At 61.2% G+C, this 26,053-nt stretch carries 29 protein-coding genes; 20 read left to right on the forward strand and 9 right to left on the reverse strand.

Annotation, left to right across the window (positions count from 1 at the left end; all coding sequences use genetic code 11):
- Positions 1–6 precede the first annotated feature (6 nt).
- Positions 7–504, forward strand: coding sequence for a GNAT family N-acetyltransferase (locus tag CFBP4996_RS02880; RefSeq protein ID WP_080852484.1), 498 nt, complete (start codon positions 7–9; stop codon positions 502–504).
- A gap of 19 nt (positions 505–523) precedes the next feature.
- Here CFBP4996_RS02880 and CFBP4996_RS02885 read toward each other — a convergent pair whose 3' ends face one another.
- Together CFBP4996_RS02885 and msrB are read right to left on the reverse strand one after the other, a co-directional pair.
- Positions 524–1,150, reverse strand: coding sequence for a LysE family translocator (locus CFBP4996_RS02885; RefSeq protein WP_080852483.1), 627 nt, complete (start codon positions 1,148–1,150; stop codon positions 524–526).
- Positions 1,151–1,267: 117 nt separating this feature from the next.
- Positions 1,268–1,675: a peptide-methionine (R)-S-oxide reductase MsrB gene (gene msrB / locus CFBP4996_RS02890; RefSeq protein ID WP_003522288.1), complete on the reverse strand. Its 408-nt coding sequence runs from the start codon at positions 1,673–1,675 to the stop codon at positions 1,268–1,270.
- 253 nt (positions 1,676–1,928) lie between these two features.
- Here msrB and CFBP4996_RS02895 point away from each other — a divergent pair, with 253 nt between their 5' ends.
- The 10 genes from CFBP4996_RS02895 to CFBP4996_RS02940 all read left to right on the forward strand — a co-directional run bounded on the left by CFBP4996_RS02895 (position 1,929) and on the right by CFBP4996_RS02940 (position 10,386).
- Positions 1,929–4,313 (forward strand): putative monovalent cation/H+ antiporter subunit A, encoded by a 2,385-nt coding sequence (locus CFBP4996_RS02895; RefSeq protein ID WP_080852482.1) that lies wholly within the window; start codon positions 1,929–1,931, stop codon positions 4,311–4,313.
- Positions 4,310–4,729, forward strand: a complete 420-nt coding sequence (locus CFBP4996_RS02900; protein ID WP_020813166.1) for a Na+/H+ antiporter subunit B — start codon at positions 4,310–4,312, stop codon at positions 4,727–4,729. The genes CFBP4996_RS02895 and CFBP4996_RS02900 overlap by 4 nt, the downstream gene beginning before the upstream one ends.
- A complete protein-coding gene (locus tag CFBP4996_RS02905; protein ID WP_003509263.1) occupies positions 4,729–5,106 on the forward strand; it encodes a Na+/H+ antiporter subunit C in 378 nt (125 codons plus the stop codon). Before CFBP4996_RS02900 ends, CFBP4996_RS02905 begins: the two co-directional genes overlap by 1 nt.
- A gap of 18 nt (positions 5,107–5,124) precedes the next feature.
- Entirely contained in the window at positions 5,125–6,702 is a 1,578-nt protein-coding gene (locus tag CFBP4996_RS02910) for a Na+/H+ antiporter subunit D (RefSeq protein WP_080852481.1), read from the forward strand.
- Positions 6,699–7,178 carry a Na+/H+ antiporter subunit E gene (locus CFBP4996_RS02915; protein ID WP_003522293.1) on the forward strand — a complete coding sequence of 160 codons (480 nt, stop codon included), beginning with the start codon at positions 6,699–6,701 and terminating at the stop codon, positions 7,176–7,178. Before CFBP4996_RS02910 ends, CFBP4996_RS02915 begins: the two co-directional genes overlap by 4 nt.
- On the forward strand, positions 7,175–7,561 hold the full coding sequence (locus tag CFBP4996_RS02920) for a cation:proton antiporter (protein WP_080852480.1): 387 nt from the start codon (positions 7,175–7,177) through the stop codon (positions 7,559–7,561). The genes CFBP4996_RS02915 and CFBP4996_RS02920 overlap by 4 nt, the downstream gene beginning before the upstream one ends.
- Positions 7,558–7,890, forward strand: a complete 333-nt coding sequence (gene mnhG, locus CFBP4996_RS02925) for a monovalent cation/H(+) antiporter subunit G (protein ID WP_003522295.1) — start codon at positions 7,558–7,560, stop codon at positions 7,888–7,890. Before CFBP4996_RS02920 ends, mnhG begins: the two co-directional genes overlap by 4 nt.
- Positions 7,891–8,323: 433 nt before the next feature.
- Positions 8,324–8,752, forward strand: a complete 429-nt coding sequence (ros, locus tag CFBP4996_RS02930) for a MucR family transcriptional regulator Ros (RefSeq protein WP_003509257.1) — start codon at positions 8,324–8,326, stop codon at positions 8,750–8,752.
- A gap of 391 nt (positions 8,753–9,143) precedes the next feature.
- The gene (locus tag CFBP4996_RS02935; RefSeq protein WP_080852479.1) at positions 9,144–9,566 is read left to right on the forward strand and encodes a helix-turn-helix domain-containing protein; all 423 of its coding nucleotides are present in this window, start codon (positions 9,144–9,146) and stop codon (positions 9,564–9,566) included.
- The gene (locus CFBP4996_RS02940) at positions 9,559–10,386 is read left to right on the forward strand and encodes a DUF6456 domain-containing protein (protein ID WP_080852478.1); all 828 of its coding nucleotides are present in this window, start codon (positions 9,559–9,561) and stop codon (positions 10,384–10,386) included. The genes CFBP4996_RS02935 and CFBP4996_RS02940 overlap by 8 nt, the downstream gene beginning before the upstream one ends.
- Positions 10,387–10,389: 3 nt before the next feature.
- On the opposite strand, the gene CFBP4996_RS02945 is transcribed toward CFBP4996_RS02940, so the two are convergent.
- Both CFBP4996_RS02945 and CFBP4996_RS02950 read right to left on the reverse strand, forming a co-directional pair.
- Positions 10,390–10,806: a SufE family protein gene (locus tag CFBP4996_RS02945; RefSeq protein WP_020812035.1), complete on the reverse strand. Its 417-nt coding sequence runs from the start codon at positions 10,804–10,806 to the stop codon at positions 10,390–10,392.
- 197 nt (positions 10,807–11,003) lie between these two features.
- Complete coding sequence (locus CFBP4996_RS02950; RefSeq protein ID WP_003522299.1) at positions 11,004–11,429, reverse strand: DUF5330 domain-containing protein; 426 nt, start codon at positions 11,427–11,429, stop codon at positions 11,004–11,006.
- 488 nt (positions 11,430–11,917) lie between these two features.
- Between CFBP4996_RS02950 and CFBP4996_RS02955 the strand changes: the two genes are divergently transcribed.
- From CFBP4996_RS02955 to CFBP4996_RS02965, 3 genes are all read left to right on the forward strand, one after another.
- Entirely contained in the window at positions 11,918–13,450 is a 1,533-nt protein-coding gene (locus CFBP4996_RS02955; RefSeq protein ID WP_080852477.1) for a sensor histidine kinase, read from the forward strand.
- Positions 13,422–14,321 carry a peptidoglycan-binding domain-containing protein gene (locus CFBP4996_RS02960; protein WP_162935910.1) on the forward strand — a complete coding sequence of 300 codons (900 nt, stop codon included), beginning with the start codon at positions 13,422–13,424 and terminating at the stop codon, positions 14,319–14,321. Before CFBP4996_RS02955 ends, CFBP4996_RS02960 begins: the two co-directional genes overlap by 29 nt.
- 265 nt (positions 14,322–14,586) lie before the next feature.
- Complete coding sequence (locus CFBP4996_RS02965; RefSeq protein ID WP_080817396.1) at positions 14,587–14,940, forward strand: DUF1491 family protein; 354 nt, start codon at positions 14,587–14,589, stop codon at positions 14,938–14,940.
- Between the two features lie 56 nt (positions 14,941–14,996).
- Here CFBP4996_RS02965 and CFBP4996_RS02970 read toward each other — a convergent pair whose 3' ends face one another.
- Positions 14,997–15,932: a DUF2336 domain-containing protein gene (locus CFBP4996_RS02970; RefSeq protein WP_233283554.1), complete on the reverse strand. Its 936-nt coding sequence runs from the start codon at positions 15,930–15,932 to the stop codon at positions 14,997–14,999.
- Between the two features lie 561 nt (positions 15,933–16,493).
- Between CFBP4996_RS02970 and CFBP4996_RS02975 the strand changes: the two genes are divergently transcribed.
- Positions 16,494–16,682 (forward strand): hypothetical protein, encoded by a 189-nt coding sequence (locus CFBP4996_RS02975; protein WP_162935909.1) that lies wholly within the window; start codon positions 16,494–16,496, stop codon positions 16,680–16,682.
- A 19-nt stretch (positions 16,683–16,701) separates the two neighbouring features.
- Here CFBP4996_RS02975 and CFBP4996_RS02980 read toward each other — a convergent pair whose 3' ends face one another.
- Together CFBP4996_RS02980 and CFBP4996_RS02985 are read right to left on the reverse strand one after the other, a co-directional pair.
- Positions 16,702–17,250: a DUF1254 domain-containing protein gene (locus tag CFBP4996_RS02980; protein WP_035261158.1), complete on the reverse strand. Its 549-nt coding sequence runs from the start codon at positions 17,248–17,250 to the stop codon at positions 16,702–16,704.
- Entirely contained in the window at positions 17,243–17,830 is a 588-nt protein-coding gene (locus CFBP4996_RS02985; RefSeq protein ID WP_003522305.1) for a DUF1214 domain-containing protein, read from the reverse strand. Before CFBP4996_RS02985 ends, CFBP4996_RS02980 begins: the two co-directional genes overlap by 8 nt.
- A gap of 111 nt (positions 17,831–17,941) precedes the next feature.
- Between CFBP4996_RS02985 and CFBP4996_RS02990 the strand changes: the two genes are divergently transcribed.
- Entirely contained in the window at positions 17,942–19,330 is a 1,389-nt protein-coding gene (locus CFBP4996_RS02990; protein WP_080852473.1) for a M20 family metallopeptidase, read from the forward strand.
- Here the strand turns inward: CFBP4996_RS02990 and CFBP4996_RS02995 are convergent.
- A complete protein-coding gene (locus tag CFBP4996_RS02995; protein WP_080852472.1) occupies positions 19,327–19,935 on the reverse strand; it encodes a LysE/ArgO family amino acid transporter in 609 nt (202 codons plus the stop codon). The genes CFBP4996_RS02990 and CFBP4996_RS02995 overlap by 4 nt on opposite strands.
- Positions 19,936–20,310: 375 nt before the next feature.
- Here CFBP4996_RS02995 and CFBP4996_RS03000 point away from each other — a divergent pair, with 375 nt between their 5' ends.
- Positions 20,311–21,210, forward strand: coding sequence for a LysR family transcriptional regulator ArgP (locus CFBP4996_RS03000; protein ID WP_080852470.1), 900 nt, complete (start codon positions 20,311–20,313; stop codon positions 21,208–21,210).
- A 237-nt stretch (positions 21,211–21,447) separates the two neighbouring features.
- On the opposite strand, the gene CFBP4996_RS03005 is transcribed toward CFBP4996_RS03000, so the two are convergent.
- Positions 21,448–23,640: a transglycosylase domain-containing protein gene (locus CFBP4996_RS03005; RefSeq protein WP_065654209.1), complete on the reverse strand. Its 2,193-nt coding sequence runs from the start codon at positions 23,638–23,640 to the stop codon at positions 21,448–21,450.
- Between the two features lie 267 nt (positions 23,641–23,907).
- Between CFBP4996_RS03005 and CFBP4996_RS03010 the strand changes: the two genes are divergently transcribed.
- The 3 genes from CFBP4996_RS03010 to CFBP4996_RS03020 all read left to right on the forward strand — a co-directional run bounded on the left by CFBP4996_RS03010 (position 23,908) and on the right by CFBP4996_RS03020 (position 26,044).
- Entirely contained in the window at positions 23,908–24,399 is a 492-nt protein-coding gene (locus CFBP4996_RS03010) for a YcgN family cysteine cluster protein (RefSeq protein WP_080852469.1), read from the forward strand.
- A 170-nt stretch (positions 24,400–24,569) separates the two neighbouring features.
- Positions 24,570–25,394: a class D beta-lactamase gene (blaOXA, locus tag CFBP4996_RS03015; protein ID WP_020811374.1), complete on the forward strand. Its 825-nt coding sequence runs from the start codon at positions 24,570–24,572 to the stop codon at positions 25,392–25,394.
- Between the two features lie 41 nt (positions 25,395–25,435).
- Positions 25,436–26,044 carry a class I SAM-dependent DNA methyltransferase gene (locus CFBP4996_RS03020; protein ID WP_080852468.1) on the forward strand — a complete coding sequence of 203 codons (609 nt, stop codon included), beginning with the start codon at positions 25,436–25,438 and terminating at the stop codon, positions 26,042–26,044.
- Positions 26,045–26,053: the final 9 nt, after the last annotated feature.

Genomic DNA, 26,053 nt, shown 5'->3' on the forward strand with positions numbered 1-26,053 from the left:
CCGACAATGAGCGTGCAACTGCGCGACGCGACCGTGGACGATCTCTCCGGCATCATGGAGATTTACAATGATGCCGTGCTGAACACGACGGCGATCTGGAACGACGTGCTGGTCGATCTGGAAAACCGCAAGGAATGGTTCGCCGCCCGCAAGTCACGCGGTTTTCCGGTCATCGTCGCAATCCTCGACGGCAAGGTCGCAGGCTATGCTTCCTATGGCGACTGGCGCGCCTTCGACGGTTATCGCCACACCCGCGAACATTCGGTCTATGTGCATAAGGATGCGCGCGGCCACGGCATCGGCAAAAAGCTGATGCAGGCGTTGATCGATCACGCCTCGGGCAACGACGTGCATGTGCTGATCGCCGCCATCGAGGCGGAAAACACCGCCTCCATCCGCCTGCATGAAAGCCTCGGTTTCAGGGTCGTCGGCCGGTTTTCGGAAGTCGGCACCAAGTTCGGCCGCTGGCTGGATTTGACGTGTATGGAGCTGAAATTAGGTTAGCAGGCTGGCCGGATTTCCTTCAGGCCGGACGCCGGGCGAAGGCAAGCATGACGCCGAAAGCCATCATCATCGAGCCGCTGATCCGGTTGACGCGCTTCAAGGCGCGCGCATTGCGCATGAGACCGGACAGTCGTGAGCCGACAAAGGCATAAACCGCAATCGCCACCACCTCGAGCAGCAGGAAAATCGCGCCGAGCGTGGCGAAACTCTGCCAATAGGCGTCCTGCTGGATGAATTGCGGGAAAAAGGCCGTGAAGATCAAAATAGCCTTGGGATTGCCGGAGGCGACGAAAAACTCCTGCCGCAGATAGGTTTTGAGGATATTGCCATTGGCCGAGGATACGTCGGGGGCGGCAACCTCAGCCTTCGAGCGGATGAGCTTGAAGCCGATCCACAGCAGATAAACAACACCGATCCATTTGATCAGTGAGAACATCATCTCGGACGCCATCAAAAGTGCGCCGAGCCCGAGGGCTGCAATCGCGATCATACCCGCGAAAGCGACCAGCCTGCCGCTTGCCGCCATAACCGCCGTCGCCATGCCGTAGCGAGCGCCCACCGTCATCGACAGAAGATTGTTCGGCCCGAAGGCCATGTTCAGGGCAAAGCAGGCGGGAATGAAAATGAGGATGGTTTCGAGCGTCATGGCGATGATCCGGAAGGAGTGAGACGGCGATGATCTCACTCTCCGGTCCGGCTGTCGAGACAGCCCTTTATGCGATGAAGGCCGACAGGGGCAGCCGGCCTTTCACCTCATCTTTTATCAAACCGGCTCAAACACCATCGAATGGCCGTTGATGCAATAACGCAGGCCGGTGGGCTTCGGGCCGTCGGGGAAGACATGGCCGAGATGGCCGCCGCAATTGGCGCAGCGGATTTCCGTGCGCACCATGCCGTAGCTGGCGTCGCGATGTTCCGTCACGGCGCCCGGCTTTACCGGCTCGAAATAGCTTGGCCATCCGCAGCCGGCATCGAATTTCGTATCGGAGAGGAACAGCGGCTCGTCGCAGGCCGCACAGCGATAGAGGCCTTTCTGGAATGTATCCCAATAGGGGCCGGTGAAGGCGCGCTCGGTGCCGTGTTCGCGCAGGATGCGATATTGCTCCGGCGTCAGCTGCTCACGCCATTCGGCATCGCTCTTTTTGATTTTTGGGGATGTCAGATCGCTCATGGAATGATCCTTTCTGTTCCCGCCTCAAATAGTCATCGCGGAGGCGGATTGAAAGGGGATGGGCGTCATAACGCGTTCGTTATGGGCCGGGAGTACCGATTTGGGTTGAGATGGCTTTGTCTATGCCTTAGAGCATTTCCAGGAAAAGTGGAGCCCGGTTTTCCGTCCGGAAATGCGCTCTAACTGAAAAAACGATTTGAAGAAGAACGCCATTATTGGCGCGCAGGGATGGGGGACATCCCGGGAGATGTGAATGACATCAGATGTCACGCCGTTGACATTCCTGTCGCTGTTTCTGCCGTTTCTGGCAGCGCTTGCCGCACCCGCCCTGGTTAAAAGGTTCGGTCACAATGCGGCGTGGGTCCTGGCGATTGCGCCTGCTCTCGCCTTTGCGCATTTTGCGTTGATGCTGCCCGAGATCGCGGCAGGCGGGGTGGTGACCGGCGGTTATGCCTGGGTGCCGAGCTTCAATCTCAGCTTCTCCTGGTTCATCGACGGCCTGTCGCTGACCTTTGCGCTGCTGATCACCGGCATCGGCCTGCTGATCGTGCTTTATGCGGGCGGTTATATGAAAGGCCACCCGCAGCAGGGCCGGTTCCTGTCCTTCCTGCTACTCTTCATGGGCGCGATGCTGGGCGTCGTGGTTTCCGACAGCCTGCTGATGCTGTTCGTCTTCTGGGAACTCACCTCCATCACCTCCTTCCTGCTGATCGGCTTCGACCATGAGCGCGCTGCCTCGCGCCGCGCCGCGTTGCAGGCGCTGGTGGTGACGGGCGGCGGCGGTCTGCTGCTGCTCGCCGGGCTGATTTTCATCTGGGACATCAGCGGCGTGACGCAACTGTCGATGCTGGTGCGCGGCGGCGATGTCTTGCGCGACAGCCCGTTTTATCTGGCCGCGCTGCTTCTGGTTCTCGGCGGCGCCTTCACCAAATCGGCGCAGTTTCCCTTCCATTTCTGGCTGCCCAACGCCATGGAAGCGCCAACGCCGGTATCCGCCTATCTGCATTCGGCAACCATGGTGAAGGCCGGCGTCTATCTGCTGATGCGGCTCAACCCGGTTCTCGGCGATACCGCCGCCTGGCAGATCCTGCTGCCATTCTTCGGTGGGCTGACCATGCTCACCGGCGCGCTGCTGGCCGTGCGCCAGACCGATCTCAAGCTGATGCTCGCCTACACCACGGTGTCGTCGCTCGGCCTGCTGGTCATGCTGACGGGTTTCGGCTCCGACCATGCCATCGAGGCGGCGGTGCTTTATCTGGTGGCGCATTCGCTGTTCAAGGGCGCGCTGTTCATGGTCGCCGGCATTATCGACCATGAGACCGGCACCCGCGACGTGACGAAGCTCGGCGGCCTGAGAAAAGCCATGCCGATCACTTTTGCGGCGGCGCTGGCGGCCGCGATTTCCATGGCCGGCCTGCCGCCCTTCTTCGGTTTTCTCGCCAAGGAAGAGATTTATTATGCGCTGGCGCATGGCAATCCGCGCGCCGTGCTGTTCACCGGCATCGCCATTCTCGGCAACGGGCTGATGTTCGCCGTTGCCTTTGCGGTGGCGCTGAAACCCTTCCTCGGCAAGCCGGTGAAGACCCCGAAACACGCGCATGAAGGCCCGCTGCTGCTCTGGCTCGGCCCGGCGCTTCTGGCGCTGAAGGGGCTGACGATTGCGCTCTTTTCCGGCATCGCGCATTTCTACATCTCCACCCCGATGGCGAGCGCCATTGCCGGCGAGGCGCGCCCGGTGGAAATCTCGCTCATTCCCCATATCGGCGTGCCGCTCGGCCTGTCGCTGCTCACCATCGCGCTCGGCATCGTCCTTTATACGCAGCTTTCCGCCGTCCGTGGACTGATCGACCGCACCTTCAAGGCGCTGGGGGCGGGGCCGGACAGGGGCTTTGACGTCTTCATCGACATGCTGGTGAAAGTCTCGTTCCACATCACCCGGCTCATTCAGCCGGGCAGGCTGGAATTTTACGTCACCGCCACCTTCGCCGTCATCGCCGCCGTGCTGCTTGTGCCGCTGTTCCTTTATGGCGAATTGCCGTCCATGCCGTCATGGCCGCGCGATATGCCGATCCATGAGTTGACCTTCATTGCCATTGCCGTGGCGGGGCTCATCGCAGTGCTGACGGCGTCGAGCCGGCTCACCGCCATCATCGCGCTCGGCATTCAGGGCTTTGCCGTGGCGGTCATCTTCCTGCTCTTCGGCGCGCCCGATCTGTCCTTCACGCAATTCATGGTCGAGACGCTGTCGGTGGTCATTCTGACGCTGGTGATGACGCGGCTTCGCCTGTCGCCGTCAGACCATCGCGGCCTTGGCCAGAAGCTGCTGGACAGCACCATCGCCATCGCCTGCGGAACCGGCTTCGCTTTGTTCCTGATGCGCGCGACCGAGGCGAGTTTCGACAACCGCCTGACGGATTTCTACAACACCTATTCCAAGGTCATCGCCCACGGCGCCAATGTGGTCAATGTCATCATCGTCGACTTCCGCGGCACGGATACGCTCGGTGAAATCGCTGTCGTGATGATAACGGGTCTCGCCATTCTCGCGCTGATCCGCATCCGCCCGGCTGCTGCCATCAAGGGGCTCGCCGTCAAGGGATCGGCCAAAACCGCGAAGAAGAAAGGAGCGCGGGCATGAACACGCTCATTCTGCGCACCGTCGCCCCTGTCGTCACCAGCCTCATGGTGCTGTTTTCCATCTTCGTGCTGCTGCGCGGCCATAATGAGCCCGGCGGCGGCTTCATCGGCGGCCTGATCGCGGTCTCGGCGCTGGCGATCTATGGCATCGCTTATGGCGTCACCGCAGTCAGGCGCGCCATCATGTTTCATCCGCTGTCGATTGCCGGGGCGGGGCTGCTGCTTTCCATGCTTTCCGGCCTCGTTTCCATCGCCGCCGGCGTGCCCTTCATGACCGGGCTGTGGGTCTATCCGAGCCTGTTCGGCGTCGAGATACCGCTCTCCACCGTCATGTCCTTCGATATCGGTGTCTATCTCGTCGTGGTCGGCGCCATCACCTCCATTGCGCTGGCGCTGGAAGAAAGGGAAAGCGACTGATGGAAGCGGTCTTCTCCATTCTCGTCGGCATCTTCTTTTCGGTGGCGATCTATCTCATGCTGTCGCGCCACAGCATCCGCATGCTGCTCGGCATCGCCATTCTCGGCAATGCGGTGAACCTCTTGCTGTTCACGGCAGGCAGGCTGACGCGCGAAGTGCCGCCGATCATTCCGCCCGGCATGGATACGCTGCCCGCGGGTGCGGCCAATCCGCTGCCGCAGGCGCTCATCCTCACGGCAATCGTCATTTCCTTTTCCTTCTTCTGTTTCCTTCTGGTGCTGACCTGGCGTGCGTTTCAGGAACTGCAGACCGACGACACGGACGAAATGCGCACCGCAGAACCCGCAGGCGAGCCCTTGCCGCCGCTCGGTTACTGAGCGGCGAGGCTGAGACACATGGCATCCTCCACCACATCCGCAGTCACCGACCTTTCCGCAGCGCTCGTCACGACGCCCGTGCCGCTCACCGACTGGCTGATCATTCTTCCCATCGCGCTCTGCATTGGCGCAGGCGCGGTGCTGATGATGATGCGCCACGCCATCCGTCACCACGCGACCGTCGCCATCGCGGCGCTGTTCCTGCTGGTGCTGCTCGATGCCGCGCTTTTGTGGAAGGTCGCCACTGAAGGCCCCTTCACCATGGTCATGGGCCGCTGGCTGCCGCCCTTCGGCATTGCCTTTACCGCCGACCTGACGGGCGCGCTGCTGTCGCTTGCCGCCGCCATCGTCGCACTTGCGGGCGCCATCCATGCCGGCGCGGATATCGACGCCAGCGGCAGGCGCTACGGTTTCTATCCCTTCCTGATGCTCTTGATGGCCGGTGTCACCGGCGCTTTCCTGACCGGCGACATCTTCAACCTCTATGTCTGGTTCGAGGTGCTGCTGATCTCGTCCTTCGGCCTGATCGTGCTCGGCTCGACGCGCGAGCAGATCGACGGCGCGCTGAAATACGCCATTCTGAACCTCATCGGCACGACGCTGTTCCTGATAACTGTGGGTTATCTCTACGCCATCTTCGGCACGCTCAACATGGCCGATATCGCGCAGAAGGCGACCGGGCTGCGCGGTTCGGCGCCGCTGATGACGCTTGCGAGCCTGTTCGCGCTCGCCTTCGCCATGAAGGCCGCCGCCTTCCCGGTGAACTTCTGGCTGCCCGCTTCCTATCACACGCCGCGCATTGTCGTTTCCGCCCTGTTCGGCGGCTTGCTCACCAAGGTCGGCATCTATTCGCTGCTGCGCGTCATGGTCATGCTGTTTCCGGTCGAGCGGGAAGAACTCAGCATCGTCATCGCCATCTCGGCGGCGTTGACCATGGTGCTCGGGGCCATGGGCGCGCTCGCCCAGAACGATATCCGCCGCATGCTCGGCTATATCGTCATATCGGGCATCGGCTACATGATGGCCGGCATCGCCATCGGCACGCCTTCCGGTGTCACTGGCGCCATTTTCTATGCGCTGCATTCCATGGTGCTGATGACGGCGCTTTATCTCGCCGCCGGCCATGCGGCCCGCCTCGGCGGCGGTTTCAGCCTCACCTCGCTCAGAGGCCTTTACCAGCAGGCTCCGTGGTTTTCAGCTCTGGCGCTGGCGCTGTTTTTCGCCGGTTCCGGCCTGCCGCCCTTTTCTGGCTTCTGGCCGAAGGCGGTTCTGGTCAAGTCGGCGATCGATATCGGCGCCTGGTGGCTGGCCGGCGCCATTCTCGCCTCCGGCTTCATCGCCACCATCGCTTTCGGGCGGATCTTCCTTTTGTGTTTCTGGCGTCCCGTTGCGGCATCCCCCGGTCAGCCTTCTGTGCCGCAGGCGTCGCCCTCGGCAGCGCCGTCTTTCGCGCCGCTGGTGGGGCTGACGTTGCTGGTGGTATTCTTCGGCCTGTTTCCGGAAAGCCTGCTCAATCTCAGCCAGCAGGCGGCCGCAGACCTCGGCAATCCGCAGGCCTATATCCAGTCGGTCTTTACCGAAGGGGGCAAACCATGAGCCTCTATCTCGTACAATTGCTTTTCGTTGCCGTATGGCTCGCCGTGACAGGCAGCGTCACGCTCGCGAACATCATTTTCGCCCTTGTCGTTTCGACGCTGGCGCTCGGCATCATCCGCCACCAGCTTCCGGGCGGGCGTAACCACTGGCTCAGGCTTGTCCGCGTGCTGTCGCTGGTGCTGCTGTTCTTCAAGGAGCTGGCGCTCTCGGCATGGAAGGTCGCCGTGCTGGTGACGCGGCCGAAGCTCGACGTGCAGCCCGGCATTTTCGCCTATCCGCTGACGGTGACGACGGATTTCGAGATCACGCTGCTGGCCAATCTCATCACGCTCACGCCAGGCACGCTGTCGGTCGATGTTTCCGCGGACAGGAAAACGCTCTACGTGCACGCGATCGATTGCAGCGATATCGAGGCCACGAAAAACGACATCCGTAACGGCTTTGAAAGAAAGATCATGGAGGCGTTTCAGATATGACGCCGGAACAAATAGTTTCATTTGCAACTATACTTGCATCGGTTGTTCTGTCGGCCGCCTTTTTGCTGACAGTATATCGCGTCGTCGTCGGCCCCACCTTGCCGGACCGTATCGTTGCGCTCGACATGCTGGTGGGCATCGCCATCGGCTTTATCGCAGTCATCGCCATCCGCACCGGCTTCAATCTTTACGTCGATATTGCCATTGCGCTCGGCCTGGTCGGTTTTCTGGCAACGGTGGCCTTCGCCCGCTTCGTGCTGTCGCGCGGCCCGGACGGCCGGCGCAGGCCGACGGCGGTTCTCGATGGCGAAAGGGCATCTGAAGCCATTGAAAAAAATATGGAAAAAGGTGTCGCCAACAGAAAAGGAAAGGGCAGGCGATGATGGCTTGGATCGTGGCTATTCTGGTTGCGGCGCTGTTGGTCTCAGGCGCCATTTTCTCGCTGATCGCGGCAATCGGCCTCAATCGGCTGCCGGATGTCTATACCCGTATGCATGCGGCTTCCAAGGCGGGAACGGTGGGGTCCGGCCTGCTGCTTCTGGCTGTCGGCATCCATTCCATGGAAATATCGACGCTGGCGCGGGCGCTCGCCGGTTTCTTCTTCTTTGTCCTTACCGCGCCGGTCTCGGCACATCTTCTTGCCATGGCCGCTCACAAGGCAGGTTATCCGCTTGCCGTTAAATCGGTAGTTGATGACATCAAGAAAATTTGAAGTTGAAAATCCCCCTAATAATTGGGGGTATTCATTTTCAATTACTACTTGGCATAGTATTTTATTACCCGTAATTTTTTGTATTCCGATTAGACTGTTTTGAACTGAAAAATTCACAATAGGAATTTGACTTTTGCTGTTTTGCTGTTATCCAAATTAAGTGTAAAGTTGCTAATCGCGATTTGCATCTAGCCTCTTCATAGTCGGCATAGGCATTTTATTAATGTCTAATCTATGGCCCATCGGACCATTGCTGCCCATGTCGCGGGCCATAAGTTGAATCTCGGACCAATTCGTTTCCGGTTTTCGCTCGAAATCTAGGGGTAGGTTTCATGTTGGTTTCAACAAGGCGAAGGTGGGGCACCGGGTAACTTCACATCGCTCGATGCGGCGTTCGCCCGCGTCAGGGGATCAATAAACAGGAGATACTTAAATGACGGAAACTGCATACGGTAACGCCCAGGATCTGCTGGTCGAACTGACTGCGGATATTGTGGCTGCCTATGTTAGCAACCACGTCGTTCCGGTAACTGAGCTTCCCGGCCTTATTTCGGATGTTCACACGGCACTCAGCGGAACATCGGCACCGGCATCGGTGGCGGTCAATGTCGAAAAGCAGAAGCCTGCCGTCTCCGTCCGCAAGTCGGTTCAGGATGACCACATCGTCTGTTTGGAATGTGGCGGCTCGTTCAAGTCGCTCAAGCGGCATCTCACGACGCATCACAGCATGACGCCGGAAGAATATCGCGAAAAATGGGACCTGCCGGTCGACTATCCGATGGTTGCGCCCGCCTATGCCGAAGCCCGCTCGCGGCTCGCCAAGGAAATGGGTCTGGGTCAGCGCCGCAAGGCCAGCCGCTGATTTTAAAGACGGTCCGGCTGCTGTCCTGGCAGATAGCCGGAAGTCGCAAGGCAATACGGCCGGTCCTTTGACCGGCCGATTTCGTTTCTGGGGTTCGAAGACCTCACCTCCGTCCTGCCGGCCCATATCCGGCATCCAGCTACGGCGCGTCTGCGCCGTGAGAGGGGTCTTTCGCGATCGAGAACTGGATCGCACCAGACCCGGGAGCCGTTCCCTCGACCGACTTTTATGTCGCGCAAAATTTCGATTGAGGAAAAAAATCCTTTATCGCACACATCAATTCTGCAAAAATAAAGCCGTATCAACCGTATAGTCTTCCTTGTCAAATTCGCACTTCCCCATGCTTGCTCTCAGGTGTATGAATTAATTCCTATTCGTAGAGGAGTTGCATATGCCGTCGGATACTGTGTTTCTGCCTGCCGCCGCGCGGCCTTGTGCGCGGGTCGGTGATCGTCCCTTTCGTCATTGGCCGTCTGCGGCCGGGCGGGATGAGATTTCCCGTCTTTGCCGTCTGGTACGGCAGCTCACCGGCGAGATGGTGCAATTGACGGGCGACCGAACGCTGGTGCGCCGCGACAGCCGGCGCACGGAATGCCACATCCGCCAGATCGCCATGTATGTGTGCCATGTGCAACTCGGTATTCCCATGTCGGATATCGGGCCGTGTTTCGGCCGGGACAGGACGACGGTGGGCCATGCCTGCCAGGTGGTGGAGGACCGGCGTGACGAACCGGCATTCGATGAGTTCGTCGCCACGCTGGAGCGGCTCACCGGCAGTATCTTCAACGCGATGAAAGGCGCCCGGGATGAGTGAGGAAAAAAGCACCCCGGTTGCCTCCCCGAACCCTCATCTCCTGCGGCTGCTGCGCTGCATCGCCGCGGGCGCGGCCGAGATGTCGCAGGAGGGCGGCGATATCGTCCTGCGCCGGGCGCGGGCAGGCCACACGGCGCTGCGGTTTCCGGCCGCGACGGTGCGGTTTGCCATTTCCTCCGGGCTGGTCGAGCAGCGGGAAACCACCCTTTCCGCCGCACCGCCGCTCGCCTCCTGCCTGAAACGTGCAATGGCAAAAGACCGGGACGAGGTTTTTCAGGAACAGCACCGGCATATGCAGACGGTTATTGTGGATGTCGGCGATGCGAAGCAGCAGGCGCGGCGCAATCTCAACACCTCTCCCCTGACCAGCCTTGCAAGGCTGAAGGAACGGGACGGTGCGGCGTTTTTCCCGGCGGATGCTCTGGAGGCGGGCGAGCGCCTCGCCGCCGATTTTCATCGCGGTCACCTCAACCCGAAGGTTACGGCGACATGGGAGCCGAGAATAGCGAACCGCACAAAAGGCGAGGCGGCAGGCGCGCTCGATCTCACCGAGGCGGCAATGGCCGCAAGAACGCGGTTTTCCCGCGCGGCCGATGCGATGGGGCCTGAACTGTCGGGCGTCGCCATCGATATCTGCTGTTTCGAAAAGGGGCTGGAGACGGTGGAGCGCGAAAGGCAATGGCCGGCGCGGTCGGCAAAACTGCTGCTGCGCGCAGCGCTGCTGGCGCTTGCCCGCCATTATGCGCCGCCTGCGGCCCGCGCCGGCAGGAAGGATCACCATTGGGGCGATGCAGATTATCGCCCGTCGATGGAGAGGTGAAGGTCAGGCGGCCAGCAGCCGGGCTTCCTCGCGGATGCGCTTGATCATGGAGCGCAGGCCGTTGGCGCGCTGCGACGACAGATGTTCCACCAGCCCGATCCTGTCGAACACCTCAATGGCGTCGAGACCGGCGATTTCGGAGGCTTTCTTGCCGGAATAGACGGCGAGCACGATGGCGACGAGGCCGCGCACGATATGTGCATCCGAATCGCCTTCGAAGGTCAGGAGAGGGTCTTCCGCACCATTGCTGTGGCTGACGAGCCAGACCTGGCTTGCGCAGCCATGCACCTTGTTCTCGGCCGTGCGCTTGTCTTCCGGCAGATCGGGAAGCGCCTTGCCGAGTTCGATGACATAACGATAACGATCCTCCCAGTCGTCGAGGAAGGCGAAGTCGTCAAGGATCGTTTCGAGAGAGGCCATTTGCGCGCCGTATCATCCATTATTGCAGGTCTTTGTTAGGATATAGGCGAAGTGCGGTCGGTTTTGAACCATGGGCCATGAAAAAGCCCACGGAAAACAGGTTTCCGTGGGCAAGTCAGGCAGGCAATCGGCAGCCGGATATTTTCGGCTGCAAAGAGAGTGCGGCGCGGAGGCCGGCAAGGATCAGGGCAATAGTATCAGGGGGCCGGGCGCTTCTGCGGCAGAGGAATGACGGTGCCGGTCTTCAGCATGTCGGCATCCTTCGGAAATTCGACGCTGACGACCGGGGCTTCGGCCAGTTTTTCGGTCTCGGCCGCGAGTTCAGCGGCGGGGGCGGGCTTGTCACCGGAAGCAAGCTGCTTGTCCAGCAGCTCATAGGCCACCTTTGCGCCTTCCTTTGCCCGCTCGCCGAGCGCATGGAAGGTTTCGGCGCCCTTGACGCAGACATCGGGCTTTTCGATGCAGATGGCGCTGACATAACGATAGGCTTCACCGGCGGCCGAAACGGCGCTGGGAATATCGAAGGCCGAAGGTTCCTTGGCCGGATCGTTGCTGCTGCCGAAATAGGACAGCGCCACCAGCACCAGCGAAAACCAGAATGTTCCCTTGATCAGAAACCACATTGTCAGACTACCCTGCCAGACGATCTTTGTTTTCTAAAGCCCCGCCCGGTTTCGGGTCATCGGCCTTTGTCCCGTTTTTCGGGCTTGTGAAGAAGCTACACGCGACCGGCGAACAGCCGATTGCAAAAAGCGACGCAATTTAATTCAAATTGTATCTATTCTCCTCGTATCGGGACGCCTGCCATCAATTCATTCGCATTTTAACAGTCCATGTTAAGCATAATTGCGACAGAGGCCGCGCGTTCCGGGCGAAAGCGGCGGAAAGCTTTGCCACAAAAGTTAACGCGATGGCAAAAATGAAGCGAAATCCGTCGCTTACCCGTCATTAACCATGATTGGCAAAGCTTCGAAGAAATGCCCCGTAATGGGACTGCGGGGCATTTGACGGGCCTTTGAGGCCATTCTTTTTATCCATTCCTTAAGCCGCCGCCTTCTATTGTCGGAGCCGTTAGAACCGCCTCAGGGATTCGGTGTTGGTATTGCGTAATATGAGAGAAAAAGCGGTCGCATTGGTCGACCATGCCGCAGGCAGATGGCTTGCGCGCATGGAAGAGGACGCCGAAAGGCGCGCCGGAACCATTGCGCGCCTGCGCCGGCTGATCGCCTTCAGCGCCGTCGGACTTCTGGTGGTACCAGCCCTTTTCAGCCTCGTTTTCAGCCCCGCCATCGCGCTGCCCATCGGCGCTGCCCTGGTGCTGGCGCTGTTTCTGGCCGCCGCAGCATTGCTGATTGCCTTTTCGCGTCCCGCGCGCAGTGCGTCCTCCTTTTCCGCCTCGTCTGGCGACAACGACCTGATCGCCGCTACGCAGGTGCCGGGCCTCGTGCTCATGATCGGTGATACCGGCTTCGTCGAACACGTCTCCGGCCGCGATCTTACGACCTTCCCGGCCGATCTGCAGGCCAGCAAGGACCATGCCCTCGTTGAATATGTCTATGTCTCGGACCGTATCGAATTGATGCAGGCTTTCGACCTGCTGCGGCAGGGCGAGGACAGGGCAACCGCCGAACTCCGCTTCGAGACCGGTGCAAAGTCGCGCCAGGCGCAATTCATGCACGCCCGTATCGAGATGACGGCGATCCGCAGCGCCGGCGGCCGGCTGCGCCGCATCGTCGCCCAGCTTTCCGATGTCACCGAGATGGAACGCCTGCGCCGCGATGTCGCCCGCAAGGCGGCCGAGGCGGAATCGGCCAATGATGCGAAATCCCGCTTTCTCGCCGCCGTCAGTCACGAGCTGCGCACGCCGCTCAATGCCGTCCTCGGATTTTCCGATATTCTGGCCGGCGAATATTTCGGCCGGCTGGAGAACGACCGCCAGCGGGAATATGTCGGCCTGATCCGCCAGTCCGGCGCCCATCTTCTCTCTGTCGTCAACACCATGCTCGATATGAGCAAGCTGGAAGCCGGCCGTTACGAGCTGATGATGGAAAGCTTCCCGATTGCCGAGACCATCTCGTCCTGCGAGGCCATGCTCGGCCTGCAGGCGAAGGAAAAAGGCCTGACTTTGACCAGCCGCATCCAGCGCGGTATCGGCGAAATCTCGGCCGATCAGCGCGCTATCCGGCAGGTTCTGATCAATCTTGCCGGCAACGCCATAAAATTCACCGATGCCGGTGGTGTGGTGTCGATCGACGCCGCGCGTGAGGGCGCGATGTTGAAGCTGACGGTGAGCGATACCGGCATTGGCATCGCTTCCGACAAGATCGAGCTCCTGGGCCAACCTTTCATGCAGGTCCAGAATGAATATACCCGTCGCTATGAGGGCACGGGTCTGGGATTGTCCCTGGTCAAGGGGCTTGTGGCACTGCATGGCGGCACTTTCGCCATTGCCAGCAAGCCCGGCGAGGGAACGGTCGTAACGATCACCCTGCCTGCCGACGGTTCGGGCATGGCGGGTGGCGGCGAAAGCGCCGAAGCCGAAAGCATGGTGGAATTTCCGCCGCGCATCCGGCAGCTCGGCGATATGGCCGCAATGATGAAAAAGGATGGTGACGATGGCCCCGCGAAAGCGAAAATCGCCTAAGAAAACAACGGCCCAGATTGGCGCCGGGATTGTTTCCTTGGTGGTTTCGGCCATCGGGCGCGAAATCCTGCGCCATCCGAAACTGGTCGGCAGCTGCGGCGCCTTCGCGGTCGTCTTCGGTTTTGTCGCCGCCAATGCGCTCTGGTATCAGCCGGGCGTGCACCCGTCGCCTTTCCTGCGCACGCGCGATGCGGAAAACCCGAACGGCATTGCCGGTTATCGCCCGGCCGAGCCGCTCGGCACGCAGGGCAATGTCACCACCTTCCGCATAGAACGACCGGCGGAGACGCAAAACGCGCAGCAGCCGGCGGCCGAAACGCCGGCGCAGCCCGTTGCCGAAAACCAGAAGCCGCAGCAGATCGTTGCCGATATTCAGGCCGAACTGAAGAAACGCGGGCTTTATGAAGGCGAGGCGGATGGCCGCATGGGCCCACGCACCGCCGCCGCCATCATGTTTTTCGAAGAAACGCTCGGCATGGAACAGACCGGCGAGCCGACGACCCGTGTGCTGGCCGCGCTCAGGATCGATGGTGCGACGGTTGCGGCGATCCCCAGGGACCGGCCTGCCGATACCAGCGGCGGCGTCGAGATCGACCCGGTCGCAGCCGCCATCCGCAAGGCGGAAGCGCCGCGCCCGAAGGCCGAACCGGCCTCTCTCAACAGCGCGGCCAAACCGGCAAGCCGCGATCTGATCGCCAAGATCCAGCAGGGGCTGATCAATATCGCCTATGCCGATGTGAAGGTGGACGGCGTGGCCGGCCAGCAGACCCGCAACGCCATCCGCGCCTTTGAGAAACACTATCGCCTGCCGGAAACCGGTGAGCCGAGCGAGGCCGTGTTGAAGAAGCTGAAGTCGATCGGGGCGCTTTAGATTTTGACAGCGGACGAAGGTGCGTGGGGCTTACCCCCCTCTGCCCTGCCGGGCATCTCCCCCTCAAGGGGGGAGATCGGCAAGAGGCTCTTTCGTGGCTCCATTCTCAAACGTTGAGATGGGCGAGACCTTGCCACAGATCGATCTCCCCCCTTGAGGGGGAGATGCCCGGCAGGGCAGAGGGGGGTAAAGCCCCGTGCACCTTCGTCCGCCTAAAATCAGCATTGCGAAGCCCGCCCCACCATTTCCATTCGAAAGCACCCCCATGCGCCTCAAGTCCGAAATGTTCGTATCAGCCCTCATCCGCCGCGTCTTCGCCGCCGGCGGATTTGCCGCTGTCGAAAAGAAGGGGGCGGAGGAGGCGGGGGCGATTTTCATCCGTCAGCGCCTGCGCGATGGCCGAGAAAATCTCTATGGACCCGCGCCGCAGAGCTTTGCCGATGACGAGGAAGTCCGCGCCGAGCGCCGTTTCGAAACGCGCCTTGCCGGTGCGGATGGCGAGGAAAGCGCCGCTCTTCTTGAGAGGGAACGACGCTTCGACAGCGACCTGTGGGTGGTGGAGATCGAAACCGATGAGATCGGGACTCTGCTGACGCTGGTGGATCAGCCCAAGGCCTAGAATTGTCCGGCAATGGCCCGCTTCTTCAACCCATGAAAATGCAAGGCCAGCCGCGCTTACCCTTGCGTCCCGGTTCTCTGTGCAGGCGGTGCGCTGCGGTCCGGCCGTTCGCGGCCATGCGTATAGCTGTCGGCCCGCCGCCAGCTCTCCAGCCGCTCTTCGCATTCCACGATGTCGAGACGGTCGAGCAGGGCTTCGGCACGGCTCATATCGCCTTCGGCGGCGGAAAGATGCGGATAGAAGCATTGCAACACGAAAGCCGCCTCGGAAAATTCCATGCCAAGGCCCGTCAGCGTCGTTGCAAGCTGCGCGCCTGATATATCGAGCATGATACGCTCCGACAGCCAGTAGCTCGACGACAGCGAATCCGCCAGCGCCACCGCGAATTGCCGGGCATTGCGCTCGCGGGCGAAACGCACCAGCAGCGCTTCCTGCACCTCGCTCAACCGGCGAAGGCCGAGAACGTCGCTTTCCGGGCGGTTGAGGTGATGCGCCATCTGTTTGATCCGCTGGCGCATTTCCTCTTCGAGCGCGGAAGCGGCGGCGATGGTGTCCGTCTTTTCTTCCGCTTTCGGCTCTTCGGGGCTTTCCGCCGCCTGCGGTTCGGCAGCCGCCGTCTCTCCATCCGGCCGCTTCAGATCTTCGGCGTGACGCAGCCCGACAAGCGCGTCGATGACGGTGGGGGAGAGGTCCTCGCGGCGCACGATGGCGCGCGCATGCGCCGCCCCTTGCGTGCGGGCAATGGTGATCAGCGTGTCGTCATCGAGGCATTTGGAGGAGATGAGGAAGGGCGCCGCAAGCGAAATCGGCTGGCAGGCGATGAAGAAGGCGACAGCCGAAGGCACGCTCGGATGCTGGGAGAGCGCGGCAATGGCCTCCCGCTTGGCTTCGTCGGTGGAGGCGTTGAAAAGCGGCATGAAAAGTTCGGCGAACTGCCGAAGGTCCGTTTTTGACGGATGGGAGACATTCTCGAAATTCGTCACGGTGGCCATCAGCACCACATCTTTCTTCCTCACGGCTCTTGGCCTCTCAAGTTCTCGAAACCGGTCGGTCAACGCACTACCCAACAAACGCAAACACAATATCGGCTCAAATTAGAGCAAATGCGTTGACGTCCTGTTAACTATGGGGGGTGGCAAGAGAGAATCTGCCTCTATCAACAAGGAAATTTTAAAACCTTGATGACGGATAAAATGCCGTGGAACTTTACCGCATCGCCTTTGTTTTCAAGGGGTGCGGCTCCGGCCGGAATAAGTTGCGGTCCGGCAATTAAGGTTAACGGATCATTAACCTCTGTCTGTTTGTAATTTCATGGGCAGTATTAGGATTCCATGTTATTCTTATCGACGGAATAAATGCAAAAATGGCATGCGAAGCCTGAATCTGCGCACGATCCCCTTATAAGAATCGCTTTGGATTTTTGGATCGTGCGAAAACCAGTCTGTGGACTGGCCTATGCGCAATGTGATGGTGATGAAATTCCCGACGCAAGACGAGGCTTGCGCGGTTCCCATGGGCAACATTGACAATCATGTCCCGAAGAGGAGATGAGCATGGCAGAGATTATTCCAATCGGCGACGCCCGACGAAGCCTGCGCCCTGCCGGCGCGGTGTCAACGGTGATCGGCCCGGCGAAAGTCGTGCTGTTTACCGGCGTGCGCTATGAAAAACGCGATACCGAGCCGACCGGAAAAGTCGCGCGCAAGGGCAAATCCGCAGCGGAAACCGCCCTCAAATCCTGACTACAGAGAATAACCGACGCTATTTCCACGCCGTCGGCTGGCATTTCGCCTCGTTCAGGAACCGTTCCGCCTCTTCGCCGAAACTCGGCTGCGGCACCATGGTCCGCAACACCACATACCCTTCCGTCTGATCCGATTCCGCCAGAATGGCCTGCGAAAGCGCGGGCGGCTGCGCCTTGCGGATGGCGGCGATCTGCACCGCATCCGCCACCAGAATATCCATCACCCCGCCAGCGGATGTGCGGTCATTCATGCTGAACACCTCATTCGAGGCCTTGTCGTAAACCGCGACCGACCAGAAGGGCACGGCCCCGATGGCGGTGAGCCTGACCGGCTTGTCCTCGATATCGAAGGTGCAGACCGCGACCCGCATGAAGGGATCGCCGCTGCCAAGCGTCTTTTTCTCCGTCGTCTCTTCGAGCAGATGAAACTGATGCGGCTTTCCTTCCGCCACCGCGCGCGTATAGGCGTCGCGATTGCTGAAATGCGGTATCGCCAGAAGAATGATGACATGCAGCACGGCTGCGCCGACGAGACCGGTGAGGATGGCGAGCAGGACCCTAAGCATTGCCACACCCCAGCTTGCGTATTTGCGGCATGGAAATATCGATCAGGCCGGAACTGCCCGCGACGGGCGTGTCGAGCAGTGTCATGACCAGCCTGAAGGTCTGGCCCTGCGGCACCGACAGCCAGTTATAGGTCTGGGCGTCAGCGGCGATGGTGATGTCGATGCCGCCATCGGCGCTGCGCAAAAGCGTGCGGGAGTTCAGCGCGAAGGGCCGCCCCGCATCCTCCGCCAGCACATTGCCCTGCTGGTCGGCGGTGTAAATCGTCCAGAAACGCGCAGGCGGCACGGCGCCGGCCAGCCGGTAGCGGCATTCGCCGCTCAGGCGTTGTCCATCGCTGTCGACGGAGGCGGTAAAAGCCAACCCTTCCGCGGTTCCGTAAAGCAGCTTGCCGGCGTCGGCGCGGTGCGATTTGGCGTAAGGATCGGCCTCGATCGTCTGCGCTTCGGGAAACGCATCCCAGGAGCCGATGCGGATCGATCCAAAGCCGGATGTCGCCTCAAGGGCTGCCAGCGTCGCGGCAATACCGCCGCCAAAGGCGATCAGAAGGGCGATGCCGACAAGGAATGGAACTCGGAACACGCTGTTTTCCCGTTTATGAACAGGTCGAGGACTATCACTGATTCCCTGTTTGGAAAATGGCGCGGCTTGTTTACTCTCCGTGAAAATGATCACAACCGGGGATATTCCATCATGTCGCGACAATCCGCAATCGACCGTGCCGCCGCCTGTTTCGACGATGGCAGCTTCGAGCGGGATTTGTCGCGACGCGTTTTGCGACGGACCGAAAGCCAGAATGAGGAGCAGGGCGAGGAGCTGACGCTTTATCTGGAACAGGAAATGCTGCCCGCTTTCGCCGCCATGGGTTTTTCCTGCGCCATCCTGCGTGACCCGACGGCGGATTTGCCGTTTCTGATCGCCGAACGTTTCGAAGGCGACACGCTGCCGACCGTGCTGGGATATGGCCACGGGGATGTGGTGCGCGGTCAGGACGAGGGCTGGGCCGAGGGGCTTTCGCCCTTTGTGATGGCTGAGCGCAATGGCAGGTGGTATGGGCGCGGCACCGCCGACAATAAGGGGCAGCATTCGGTCAATATGGCGGCGCTGAAAGCCGTGCTCGAGACACGCGGCAGGCTTGGTTTCAACGCTAAATATCTGATCGAGATGGGCGAGGAGAGGGGCTCCCCCGGCCTGAGGGAGATTTGCCGGAACCATGGCGAGCGGTTGAAAGCCGATCTTCTGATCGCCTCCGACGGCCCGCGCCTGAATGCGGAACGGCCGACGGTTTTTCTCGGCGCGCGCGGCGGCATCACCTTCGATCTGGTGATCGAGGCGCGTGAGGGCGGCCATCATTCCGGCAATTGGGGCGGAGCGCTCTCCAATCCCGGCGTGCAACTGGCCCATGCCGTCGCAAGCCTTGTCGGCCCGACCGGCCAGATCCGCGTGCCGGAACTGGTGCCGGAGGAATTGCCGAAAGCGGTGCGCGAGGCCCTTGCCGATTGTGAAATCGATGGCGGGCCGGACGGCCCGAAGATCGATCCGGACTGGGGCGAGCCCGGCCTTTCCACCGCCGAGCGGGTTTTCGGCTGGTGCGCGCTGGAAGTGCTGGCTTTCGAGACCGGCAATCCGCGTGCGCCGGTCAACGCCATTCCGCCACGGGCATGGGCGCGGCTGCAATTGCGCTTCGTCGTCGGTATCGATCCGCAAGCGGTTCTGCCCGCCGTGCGGCGTCACCTCGACCGGCAGGGTTTCGCCATGGTGGAAATCGCGCCTGCCGGCGACGAGATTTTCCGCGCCACCCGGCTCGATCCGCAGGATCCATGGGTGGATTTCACGCTGCGCTCCATTGCCCGAACGACGGGCAGAAAACCGGCGCTTCTGCCCAATCTCGGCGGTTCGCTGCCCAACGATATCTTTGCCGATATCCTCAAATTGCGCACCATCTGGGTGCCGCATTCCTATCCCGGCTGCTCGCAGCATGCGCCGAACGAACATCTGCCGAAGGAGATCGCCCGCGAGGCGCTTACCCTTATGGCCGGGCTCTATTGGGATATCGGAGAGGGGGATACGCCGCCGCTTTAGGCGCCGATGACGAGCTTGAAGGCGATGGCCCACATGGTGACGGCGATGACACCTTCAAGAATGCGCCAGGCGGAGGGTTTTTCGAAGATCGGCCGCAGCCAGCGCGCGCCGTAACCCAGTGAAAAGAAGAACACCAGCGAGCCGGTGGCCGCGCCCGCCGCGAAGGTTTTTTCGAAGCCGGGAAACTGCGTGGAAATGGTGCCGAGCAGCACGACGGTATCCAGATAGACATGCGGATTGAGAAAGGTCAGCGCAAGGCAGATGGCCAGCGTCTGCCACAGGCTCGCCTCCTGCCGCTCCGCCACCGAAAGCGCCTCGGAGGAGCGCAGCGCCGAATGCAGGCTTTTGGCGCCATACCAGATGAGGAAGGCGGCTCCCGCATAACGCATGATGGGATCGAGCGCCGGCATGATGGCGCTGATCCGCTGAAAACCGAAAACCCCAACGGTAATCAACAGCGCATCGGCAATGGCGCAGGTGGCGCAGACGGCAAACACATGCGAACGCGCCAGCCCCTGCTTCAGAACGAAGGCATTCTGCGCGCCGATAGCGACGATGAGGCTGAGGCCCATCGTCAGGCCCGTGAAGAAGATCTGGATGTCCATGCGTTGCGGCCCCTGCCTCTGTCCATTGTGGAATGGCCGAAGGCGTTGCTTCCGGACCGAGTGCTTGGATATTTCCGCCAGATGGTTTAATCCAGTTAAATAAACTCAATCCAGATAAGCTGAGCTAATGCACCCTAACGCTATTCCACGGATGGATATCAAGAGCGCTTTCCTCACCTCCACCCTCATTCCTGTGCTTGTCACAGGAATCCAGCCGACGCGCGTCTGCGCGACGGGAGAGTCTTTTCAGCCCAAGGACTTGGGCTTGCTGGATTCCTGTGACAAGCACAGGAATGAGGGCAGGGAGGATCGCCGCCAATGGTCCGAGCCCTTGCATGTGCTGTGTCAAAACCAGCCTTCAAAGCGGGTATCATAATGCTCGACTATCCCTCCATGCGGGCCGTGGCGCTTGTTGCTCAAACCGGCAGTTTCGAAAAGGCGGCGCAGGTGCTGTGCGTCACGCCGTCGGCCGTCTCCCAGCGCATCAAGCAACTGGAGGAGCGGCTGGGCGTGGTGCTGATCGTGCGCGGCAACCCCTGCGTGGCGACGGAAAAGGGCGAATGGCTCTGCCGTCACATGGATCATGTCGGCATGCTGGAAAGCGAATTGTTCCGACAGCTTCCGGCGCTGGCGGAAGCGGGCGCAGCGCAGGAGCGCGTGACGCTCAACATCGCCACAAACGCCGACAGTCTCGGCACATGGTTTCTGGATGCGGTTTCGAAATTCACCGGCGGCAGCGATTATCTCGTCAATATCGCGGTGGACGATCAGGACCACACGGTGGAATGGCTGCGCGGCGGCAGGGTGCTCGCCGCCGTCACCGCCCATGCCAAGCCTGTGCAGGGCTGCCGGGTCCTGGCCCTCGGCGTGCTGCGCTATCACGCCACCGCCAGCCCGGATTTCATGGCCCGCCATTTCGCCGGGGGCGTCACGCCCGCCGCCCTTGCCCGCGCGCCGGGGCTCACCTTCAACCAGAAGGACAGGCTGCAGGCGAGCTGGGTCAGGAAGGTGCTGGGCGAGGATATCGCCTATCCCACCCACTGGCTGCCCTCGACCGACGGTTTCGTGAAGGCGAGCCTTTCCGGCATGGGCTGGGGGCTCAACCCGGTGCAGCTTGTGGGGGATCACCTCAAGACGGGCAGGCTGGTGGAGGTCGTTCCCGGCACGCCGCTCGATATTCCGCTTTACTGGCAGGTCAACCGGCTCGCGGCGGAGCGGCTTGGGGTGTTGACGTCGCATGTGGTGGAGACGGCGAGGGGGGTGTTGTTGCGATAAGTTGCGGATTTGAAGGAACGGTGGCGACGGAGTGCGTGGCTTACCCCCCTCTGCCCTGCCGGGCATCTCCCCCTCAAGGGGGGAGATCGGTTGGTGGCCCTCCCGCCACTTCATTCTCTAACCTTGAGATGGGCGAAACTTCGCCGCAGATCGATCTCCCCCCTTGAGGGGGAGATGCCCGGCAGGGCAGAGGGGGGTGCGCTCCGAACTCCGAAAGCACCCTTTACCCGCCACACCTCACCGCCGCGCCGCATCCTCCGCGCCCTCGCGCAACGATGCATCCGCCACCTTCTGCGTCGTCACGCTGAGCGCCGAAGCGTCCTTCATCTTCTTGGCGATGGAGCGGATCACACGCGTTGCCTCGGCCGAGAGCGAGCGCGGGCGGGTGAGCGCCGGCAAAGCGGGGGTGCTGGTGGCTGCGGCCGCCACTTCCGCCGAAGGTTGCGGGCGCGCGCCTGTCGGCAGCGGGTTCTGTATGCCGGGAATGGGGCGCAGTTCCATGCCCTGATGGGCGTAGTCCATCAGCCGCTTGAAGGCCATGGCCGGAAGCGCGCCGCCGGTCATGTTGTTCATCGGCGTGAAATCGTCGTTCCCGAACCAGACGGCCGTGGTGTAATTGCCGGTGAAGCCCACATACCAGGCATCGCGATAGGCCTGCGAGGTGCCGGTCTTGCCGCCGGAAACGATGCCGTTATCCAGCGCGCCGCGCCGGGCCGTGCCCATGACCGGGATAGTCACCAGCATCTGGTTCATCTTCGAATTGGCGTCTTCGGAAAGCACCCGTTTGGCGGGCGCTTCGTTGTGGCTGAAATCGTAGAGAACATTGCCCTCGTAATCCAGCACCTGCTCGATGCCGTGGCGGCGCGACTGCATGCCGTCGGCCGGGAAAACGGCATAGGCGGTGGCCTGATCGAGAACCGTCACTTCCGATGTACCGAGCGGAATGGTCTTGTCGCTGCGCAGCGGTGTGGCGACACCCATGGCCTTGGCGGTATCGACGATGACCTGCGTGCCGAGCACGTCCTTGGCAAGACGCACGGGCACGGTGTTGTAGGATTTGGCGAGCGCCATCTGCAGCGTCACCTTGCCGGCATAGGAGCGGCCGTAATTCTGCGGCGACCAGCCGCGCCAGGTCACCGGCGCGTCGGAGATCAGCGTCTCCGGCTTCATGCCCTTTTCCATGGCGGCCGAGTAGGTATAGACCTTGAAGGAGGAACCCGGCTGGCGCAGCGCCGCCGTGGCGCGGTTGAACTGGCTTTCGCCATAGTCGCGTCCGCCGACCATGGCGCGCACGCCGCCGCCGTTCTCGATCATCACCATCGCGCCCTGTTTGACGCGGTAACCTTCGCCGAATTCGCGCAGGCCCATTTCCATCGCCTGTTCGGCCGCCTGCTGCAGGCCGGTATCGATGGTGGTGCGCACGACGACGGTGTGGTCCTTGAACTTGCCCTCGGCGGCCAGCCGCTGCACTTCGTCGAAAGCCCAGTCGAGGAAATAATCCGGCGCCTTCACATCGGCGCGGTCGATGACGGTGGCCGGGTTGCGCCGCGCGCCGATCACCTGACCCTCGGTCATCAACCCGCTCTGCACCAGGTTGGAAAGCACGGTGTTGGCGCGGGCGCGGGCTGCCGGCAGGTTGACATGCGGCGCATATTTGGCCGGCGCCTTGAACAGGCCGGCCAGAATGGCGGATTCGGCCAGCGTCACATCGGTCAGGTTCTTGCCGAAATAAAACTGCGCCGCCGCCGCCGCCCCGAAGGTGCCGCCGCCCATATAGGCGCGGTCGAGATAAAGGCTGAGGATTTCCTTCTTCGACATGTTGGTCTCGAGCCACAGCGCGAGGAAGGCTTCCTTGATCTTGCGCTCCAGCGAGCGCTCATTGGTAAGGAACAGGTTCTTGGCGAGCTGCTGCGTCAGCGTCGAGCCGCCCTGCACTACGCCGCCGGCGCGGGCGTTTTCGCTCATGGCGCGGGCAAGGCCGATGAAATCGATGCCGAAATGGTCGAAGAAGCGCCGGTCTTCGGTCGCCAGCACCGCCTTGATGAAATGATCCGGCATCTGGTCGATCGGAACGGAATCCTCATGAATGATGCCGCGATGGCCGATGGTATTGCCGTAACGATCGAGGAAGGTGACGGCGAAATCGCCGCGATAGCGCCAGTCCTTCTTGGTTTCCTCGAAGGCGGGCATGGCGAGCGCCAGAAGCACGACGGACCCCGCCGTTCCGAAGGTCAGCGCGTCGCAGGTCAGGTTGACGAGGAGCTTCTTCCAGCCGCGCACATGCAGCTTGCGCGAGGCGATGGTGACGTCTTCCCAGAAATCCACCAGCCTTGCCGCAGCCGTCCACAGGCCGGAGTCGATGAAGCTATCGATCCGGAGCAGGATGTGCCGTTTTTTACGGCCTTTTTTATCGTCTTTTTCTTCCTGCACCTGGCGATGTTTTCCTGTTCAACGCAACGCTGCCATCGATATGTCTGCCTGATATTCTACGCTTCAACCCATTCCCGACGCAAAACCGTGGCATGGTTATGTCGGAAGTGCTTGACGCGGCGGCCTTTCGCGGGCCAATGACCCCTCTGCCGCCTGCCAATATGCTAAAATATCGTACAAACCAGCCCTTGGCGATACGATATAAAGGATTAGGGACCGGTTAAACACTCCCGTCCAAGAGATCAAAATGAAACGGAAATGTTAACGATGAATGACGCGCCGTTCTGGAAAACCAAATCGCTGACCGAGATGACCGGTGAGGAATGGGAAAGCCTGTGCGACGGCTGCGGCCTGTGCTGTCTGAACAAGCTGGAGGACTGGGACACCGGCGAAGTGGTGTTCACCTCGGTTCGCTGCGTGCTGCTCGACGGCGAGAGCTGTCGATGCTCCGATTACGAAAACCGCCGCGCCACCGTGCCGGACTGTATCCAGCTCGACCTGAAGAAGGTGCATGAGATCGGCTGGCTGCCGCCCACCTGCGCCTATGCGCTGGTGCGCGACGGCAAGGATCTCTACTGGTGGCACTATCTCGTTTCCGGCGATACGGAAACGGTGCATCAGGCCGGCATTTCCGCCCGCGGCCGCACCGTCAGCGAGGCCGATGTGGATGTTGACGACTTCGAGGATTATGTGGTCGACTGGCCCCTGACAGTGGGTGAGACGGTTGGCGAGAGGGCGAGCGAAAAGGAACGGACGTGAAGGAAACCGTCGATTTTCGTTTTGGTCCTATTCCTGCCCCATCGTTCCCTTAAGGCAGTGTCGCCCGAAAGCGTGTCACGGTTTCGGGGTACGACTTGTCTGAAATCAAAGACAGCTTCCGGCCATTCCGGCAAATGATCCGCAAAAGCGGACGAGGGACATCAAAACGCATGCGCTACCGGCTGCCCGCCATCGTTCTTTCATGCCTCGCCCTTCCGGGGCTCCTGCCGTTTTCCGCTGACGCCCAGCAACAGCCCCAGGCCTTCGAATGCACGCTGGTCACCTCCATCGAGACCGGCGCCATCATCAACCAGCAGGGCGCCTGCGACCAGCGCGTGGCGCCGGCCTCCACCTTCAAGGTGCCGCTGGCGCTGATCGGTTACGACGCCGGTATTCTTCAGGATGAAAAGACGCCCGCCTGGGACTGGAAACCCGGCACGGAGGCGCGCGCTTCCGACCGCAAGACGGTCGATCCCTCGATATGGGAGCAGGATTCGGTGCTGTGGTATTCGCGTGAAATCACCCGCCGCCTCGGCCCGGAAAAATTCGCCGCTTATGTGAAGCGCCTCGGTTACGGCAATGCCGATGTTTCCGGCGAGCCGGGCAAGAACAACGGCCTGACCCATTCCTGGCTCGGATCGTCGCTGACGGTTTCGCCGGTGGAACAGGTCGGCTTTCTCCGCCGCCTTCTGGCCGGCAATCTGCCGGTCTCGCGCGATGCGCAGGCCAAGACCAGGGCAATCGTGCCGGTCTTCGATGCGCCGGAAAGCTGGAGCGTGCATGGCAAGACCGGTACCGGCTACATGCGTGACGAAAAGGGCAATCCCGACCGCAACCGCCCCTTCGGCTGGTTCGTCGGCTGGGCAGAGCGCGAAGGCCAGCACATCGTCTTCGCGAGACTGCGCGTTTCCGACAAACCGTCCGACGAGCCGCTCGGCCCCGCCGTGCGCGACGCCTTCCTGCGCGATATTCCCCGACTGGCCGTGCACCGGTAAGTGCGCAGCCGGCATGACCTTTGCCCGAAAAGGAAAAGCATATGCCGGACGCCTCTCGTGACGTCATCACGATCTACAATGAACACGGGGCCGATTTCGACAGGCAGCGTGGACGCTCCCTTGCCGAAAAACCCTGGCTCGACAGGTTCATCTCGCTTTTGCCGAAGGGTGCGTCCATTCTCGATATTGGCTGCGGTTCCGGTGAGCCGATCGCCAGCTACTTCATCGCCAGCGGTTATGACGTCACGGGCATCGATGCGTCCCTGCCGCTCATCGAGCTTTGCCGGAAGAGATTTCCCGGTAACCTCTGGGCGGTTGCGGATATGCGAAAGCTGGCCCTCGGCCGCCGCTTCGACGGGTTGATCGCGTGGCACAGTTTTTTCCATCTGACGGTGGAGGACCAGCGCCGCATGTTCGGCATTTTCCACCAGCATGCCAATGACGGCGCGGCGTTGATGTTCACGGCCGGGCCGGATCACGGGGAAGCGATCGGCACCTTTCAGGGCCGGCCGCTTTATCATGCGAGCCTCGCACGCGATGAATATGAAAGCCTGCTCGCCGCGCACGGTTTCCGGCTTCTCGATCATGTCGTCAACGATCCCGAATGCGGCGGCGCCACGGTTTATCTGGCGAGACGCGTAGCCCTCTGAACGCGCCTG

This window comes from Agrobacterium leguminum (assembly GCF_005144435.2).
GTDB lineage: Bacteria > Pseudomonadota > Alphaproteobacteria > Rhizobiales > Rhizobiaceae > Agrobacterium > Agrobacterium leguminum.

Excerpts from the sequence above, each read along its gene's own strand:
- CFBP4996_RS02885 (WP_080852483.1), bottom strand. The coding sequence starts at position 1,150 with ATGACGCTCGAAACCATCCTCATTTTCATTCCCGCCTGCTTTGCCCTG.
- CFBP4996_RS03020 (WP_080852468.1), top strand. The coding sequence starts at position 25,436 with ATGCCGGACGCCTCTCGTGACGTCATCACGATCTACAATGAACACGGG.
- msrB (WP_003522288.1), bottom strand. The coding sequence starts at position 1,675 with ATGAGCGATCTGACATCCCCAAAAATCAAAAAGAGCGATGCCGAATGG.
- CFBP4996_RS02955 (WP_080852477.1), top strand. The coding sequence starts at position 11,918 with ATGAGAGAAAAAGCGGTCGCATTGGTCGACCATGCCGCAGGCAGATGG.
- CFBP4996_RS02970 (WP_233283554.1), bottom strand. The coding sequence starts at position 15,932 with ATGGCCACCGTGACGAATTTCGAGAATGTCTCCCATCCGTCAAAAACG.
- CFBP4996_RS02920 (WP_080852480.1), top strand. The coding sequence starts at position 7,175 with ATGACGCCGGAACAAATAGTTTCATTTGCAACTATACTTGCATCGGTT.
- mnhG (WP_003522295.1), top strand. The coding sequence starts at position 7,558 with ATGATGGCTTGGATCGTGGCTATTCTGGTTGCGGCGCTGTTGGTCTCA.
- CFBP4996_RS02935 (WP_080852479.1), top strand. The coding sequence starts at position 9,144 with ATGCCGTCGGATACTGTGTTTCTGCCTGCCGCCGCGCGGCCTTGTGCG.
- CFBP4996_RS03000 (WP_080852470.1), top strand. The coding sequence starts at position 20,311 with ATGCTCGACTATCCCTCCATGCGGGCCGTGGCGCTTGTTGCTCAAACC.
- ros (WP_003509257.1), top strand. The coding sequence starts at position 8,324 with ATGACGGAAACTGCATACGGTAACGCCCAGGATCTGCTGGTCGAACTG.
- CFBP4996_RS02905 (WP_003509263.1), top strand. The coding sequence starts at position 4,729 with ATGGAAGCGGTCTTCTCCATTCTCGTCGGCATCTTCTTTTCGGTGGCG.
- CFBP4996_RS02895 (WP_080852482.1), top strand. The coding sequence starts at position 1,929 with ATGACATCAGATGTCACGCCGTTGACATTCCTGTCGCTGTTTCTGCCG.
- CFBP4996_RS02945 (WP_020812035.1), bottom strand. The coding sequence starts at position 10,806 with ATGGCCTCTCTCGAAACGATCCTTGACGACTTCGCCTTCCTCGACGAC.
- CFBP4996_RS02965 (WP_080817396.1), top strand. The coding sequence starts at position 14,587 with ATGCGCCTCAAGTCCGAAATGTTCGTATCAGCCCTCATCCGCCGCGTC.
- CFBP4996_RS02900 (WP_020813166.1), top strand. The coding sequence starts at position 4,310 with ATGAACACGCTCATTCTGCGCACCGTCGCCCCTGTCGTCACCAGCCTC.
- CFBP4996_RS02960 (WP_162935910.1), top strand. The coding sequence starts at position 13,422 with ATGGCCCCGCGAAAGCGAAAATCGCCTAAGAAAACAACGGCCCAGATT.
- CFBP4996_RS03010 (WP_080852469.1), top strand. The coding sequence starts at position 23,908 with ATGAATGACGCGCCGTTCTGGAAAACCAAATCGCTGACCGAGATGACC.
- CFBP4996_RS02940 (WP_080852478.1), top strand. The coding sequence starts at position 9,559 with ATGAGTGAGGAAAAAAGCACCCCGGTTGCCTCCCCGAACCCTCATCTC.
- blaOXA (WP_020811374.1), top strand. The coding sequence starts at position 24,570 with ATGCGCTACCGGCTGCCCGCCATCGTTCTTTCATGCCTCGCCCTTCCG.
- CFBP4996_RS02975 (WP_162935909.1), top strand. The coding sequence starts at position 16,494 with ATGGCAGAGATTATTCCAATCGGCGACGCCCGACGAAGCCTGCGCCCT.
- CFBP4996_RS02910 (WP_080852481.1), top strand. The coding sequence starts at position 5,125 with ATGGCATCCTCCACCACATCCGCAGTCACCGACCTTTCCGCAGCGCTC.
- CFBP4996_RS02880 (WP_080852484.1), top strand. The coding sequence starts at position 7 with ATGAGCGTGCAACTGCGCGACGCGACCGTGGACGATCTCTCCGGCATC.
- CFBP4996_RS02950 (WP_003522299.1), bottom strand. The coding sequence starts at position 11,429 with ATGTGGTTTCTGATCAAGGGAACATTCTGGTTTTCGCTGGTGCTGGTG.
- CFBP4996_RS02915 (WP_003522293.1), top strand. The coding sequence starts at position 6,699 with ATGAGCCTCTATCTCGTACAATTGCTTTTCGTTGCCGTATGGCTCGCC.
- CFBP4996_RS02990 (WP_080852473.1), top strand. The coding sequence starts at position 17,942 with ATGTCGCGACAATCCGCAATCGACCGTGCCGCCGCCTGTTTCGACGAT.
- CFBP4996_RS02980 (WP_035261158.1), bottom strand. The coding sequence starts at position 17,250 with ATGCTTAGGGTCCTGCTCGCCATCCTCACCGGTCTCGTCGGCGCAGCC.
- CFBP4996_RS02995 (WP_080852472.1), bottom strand. The coding sequence starts at position 19,935 with ATGGACATCCAGATCTTCTTCACGGGCCTGACGATGGGCCTCAGCCTC.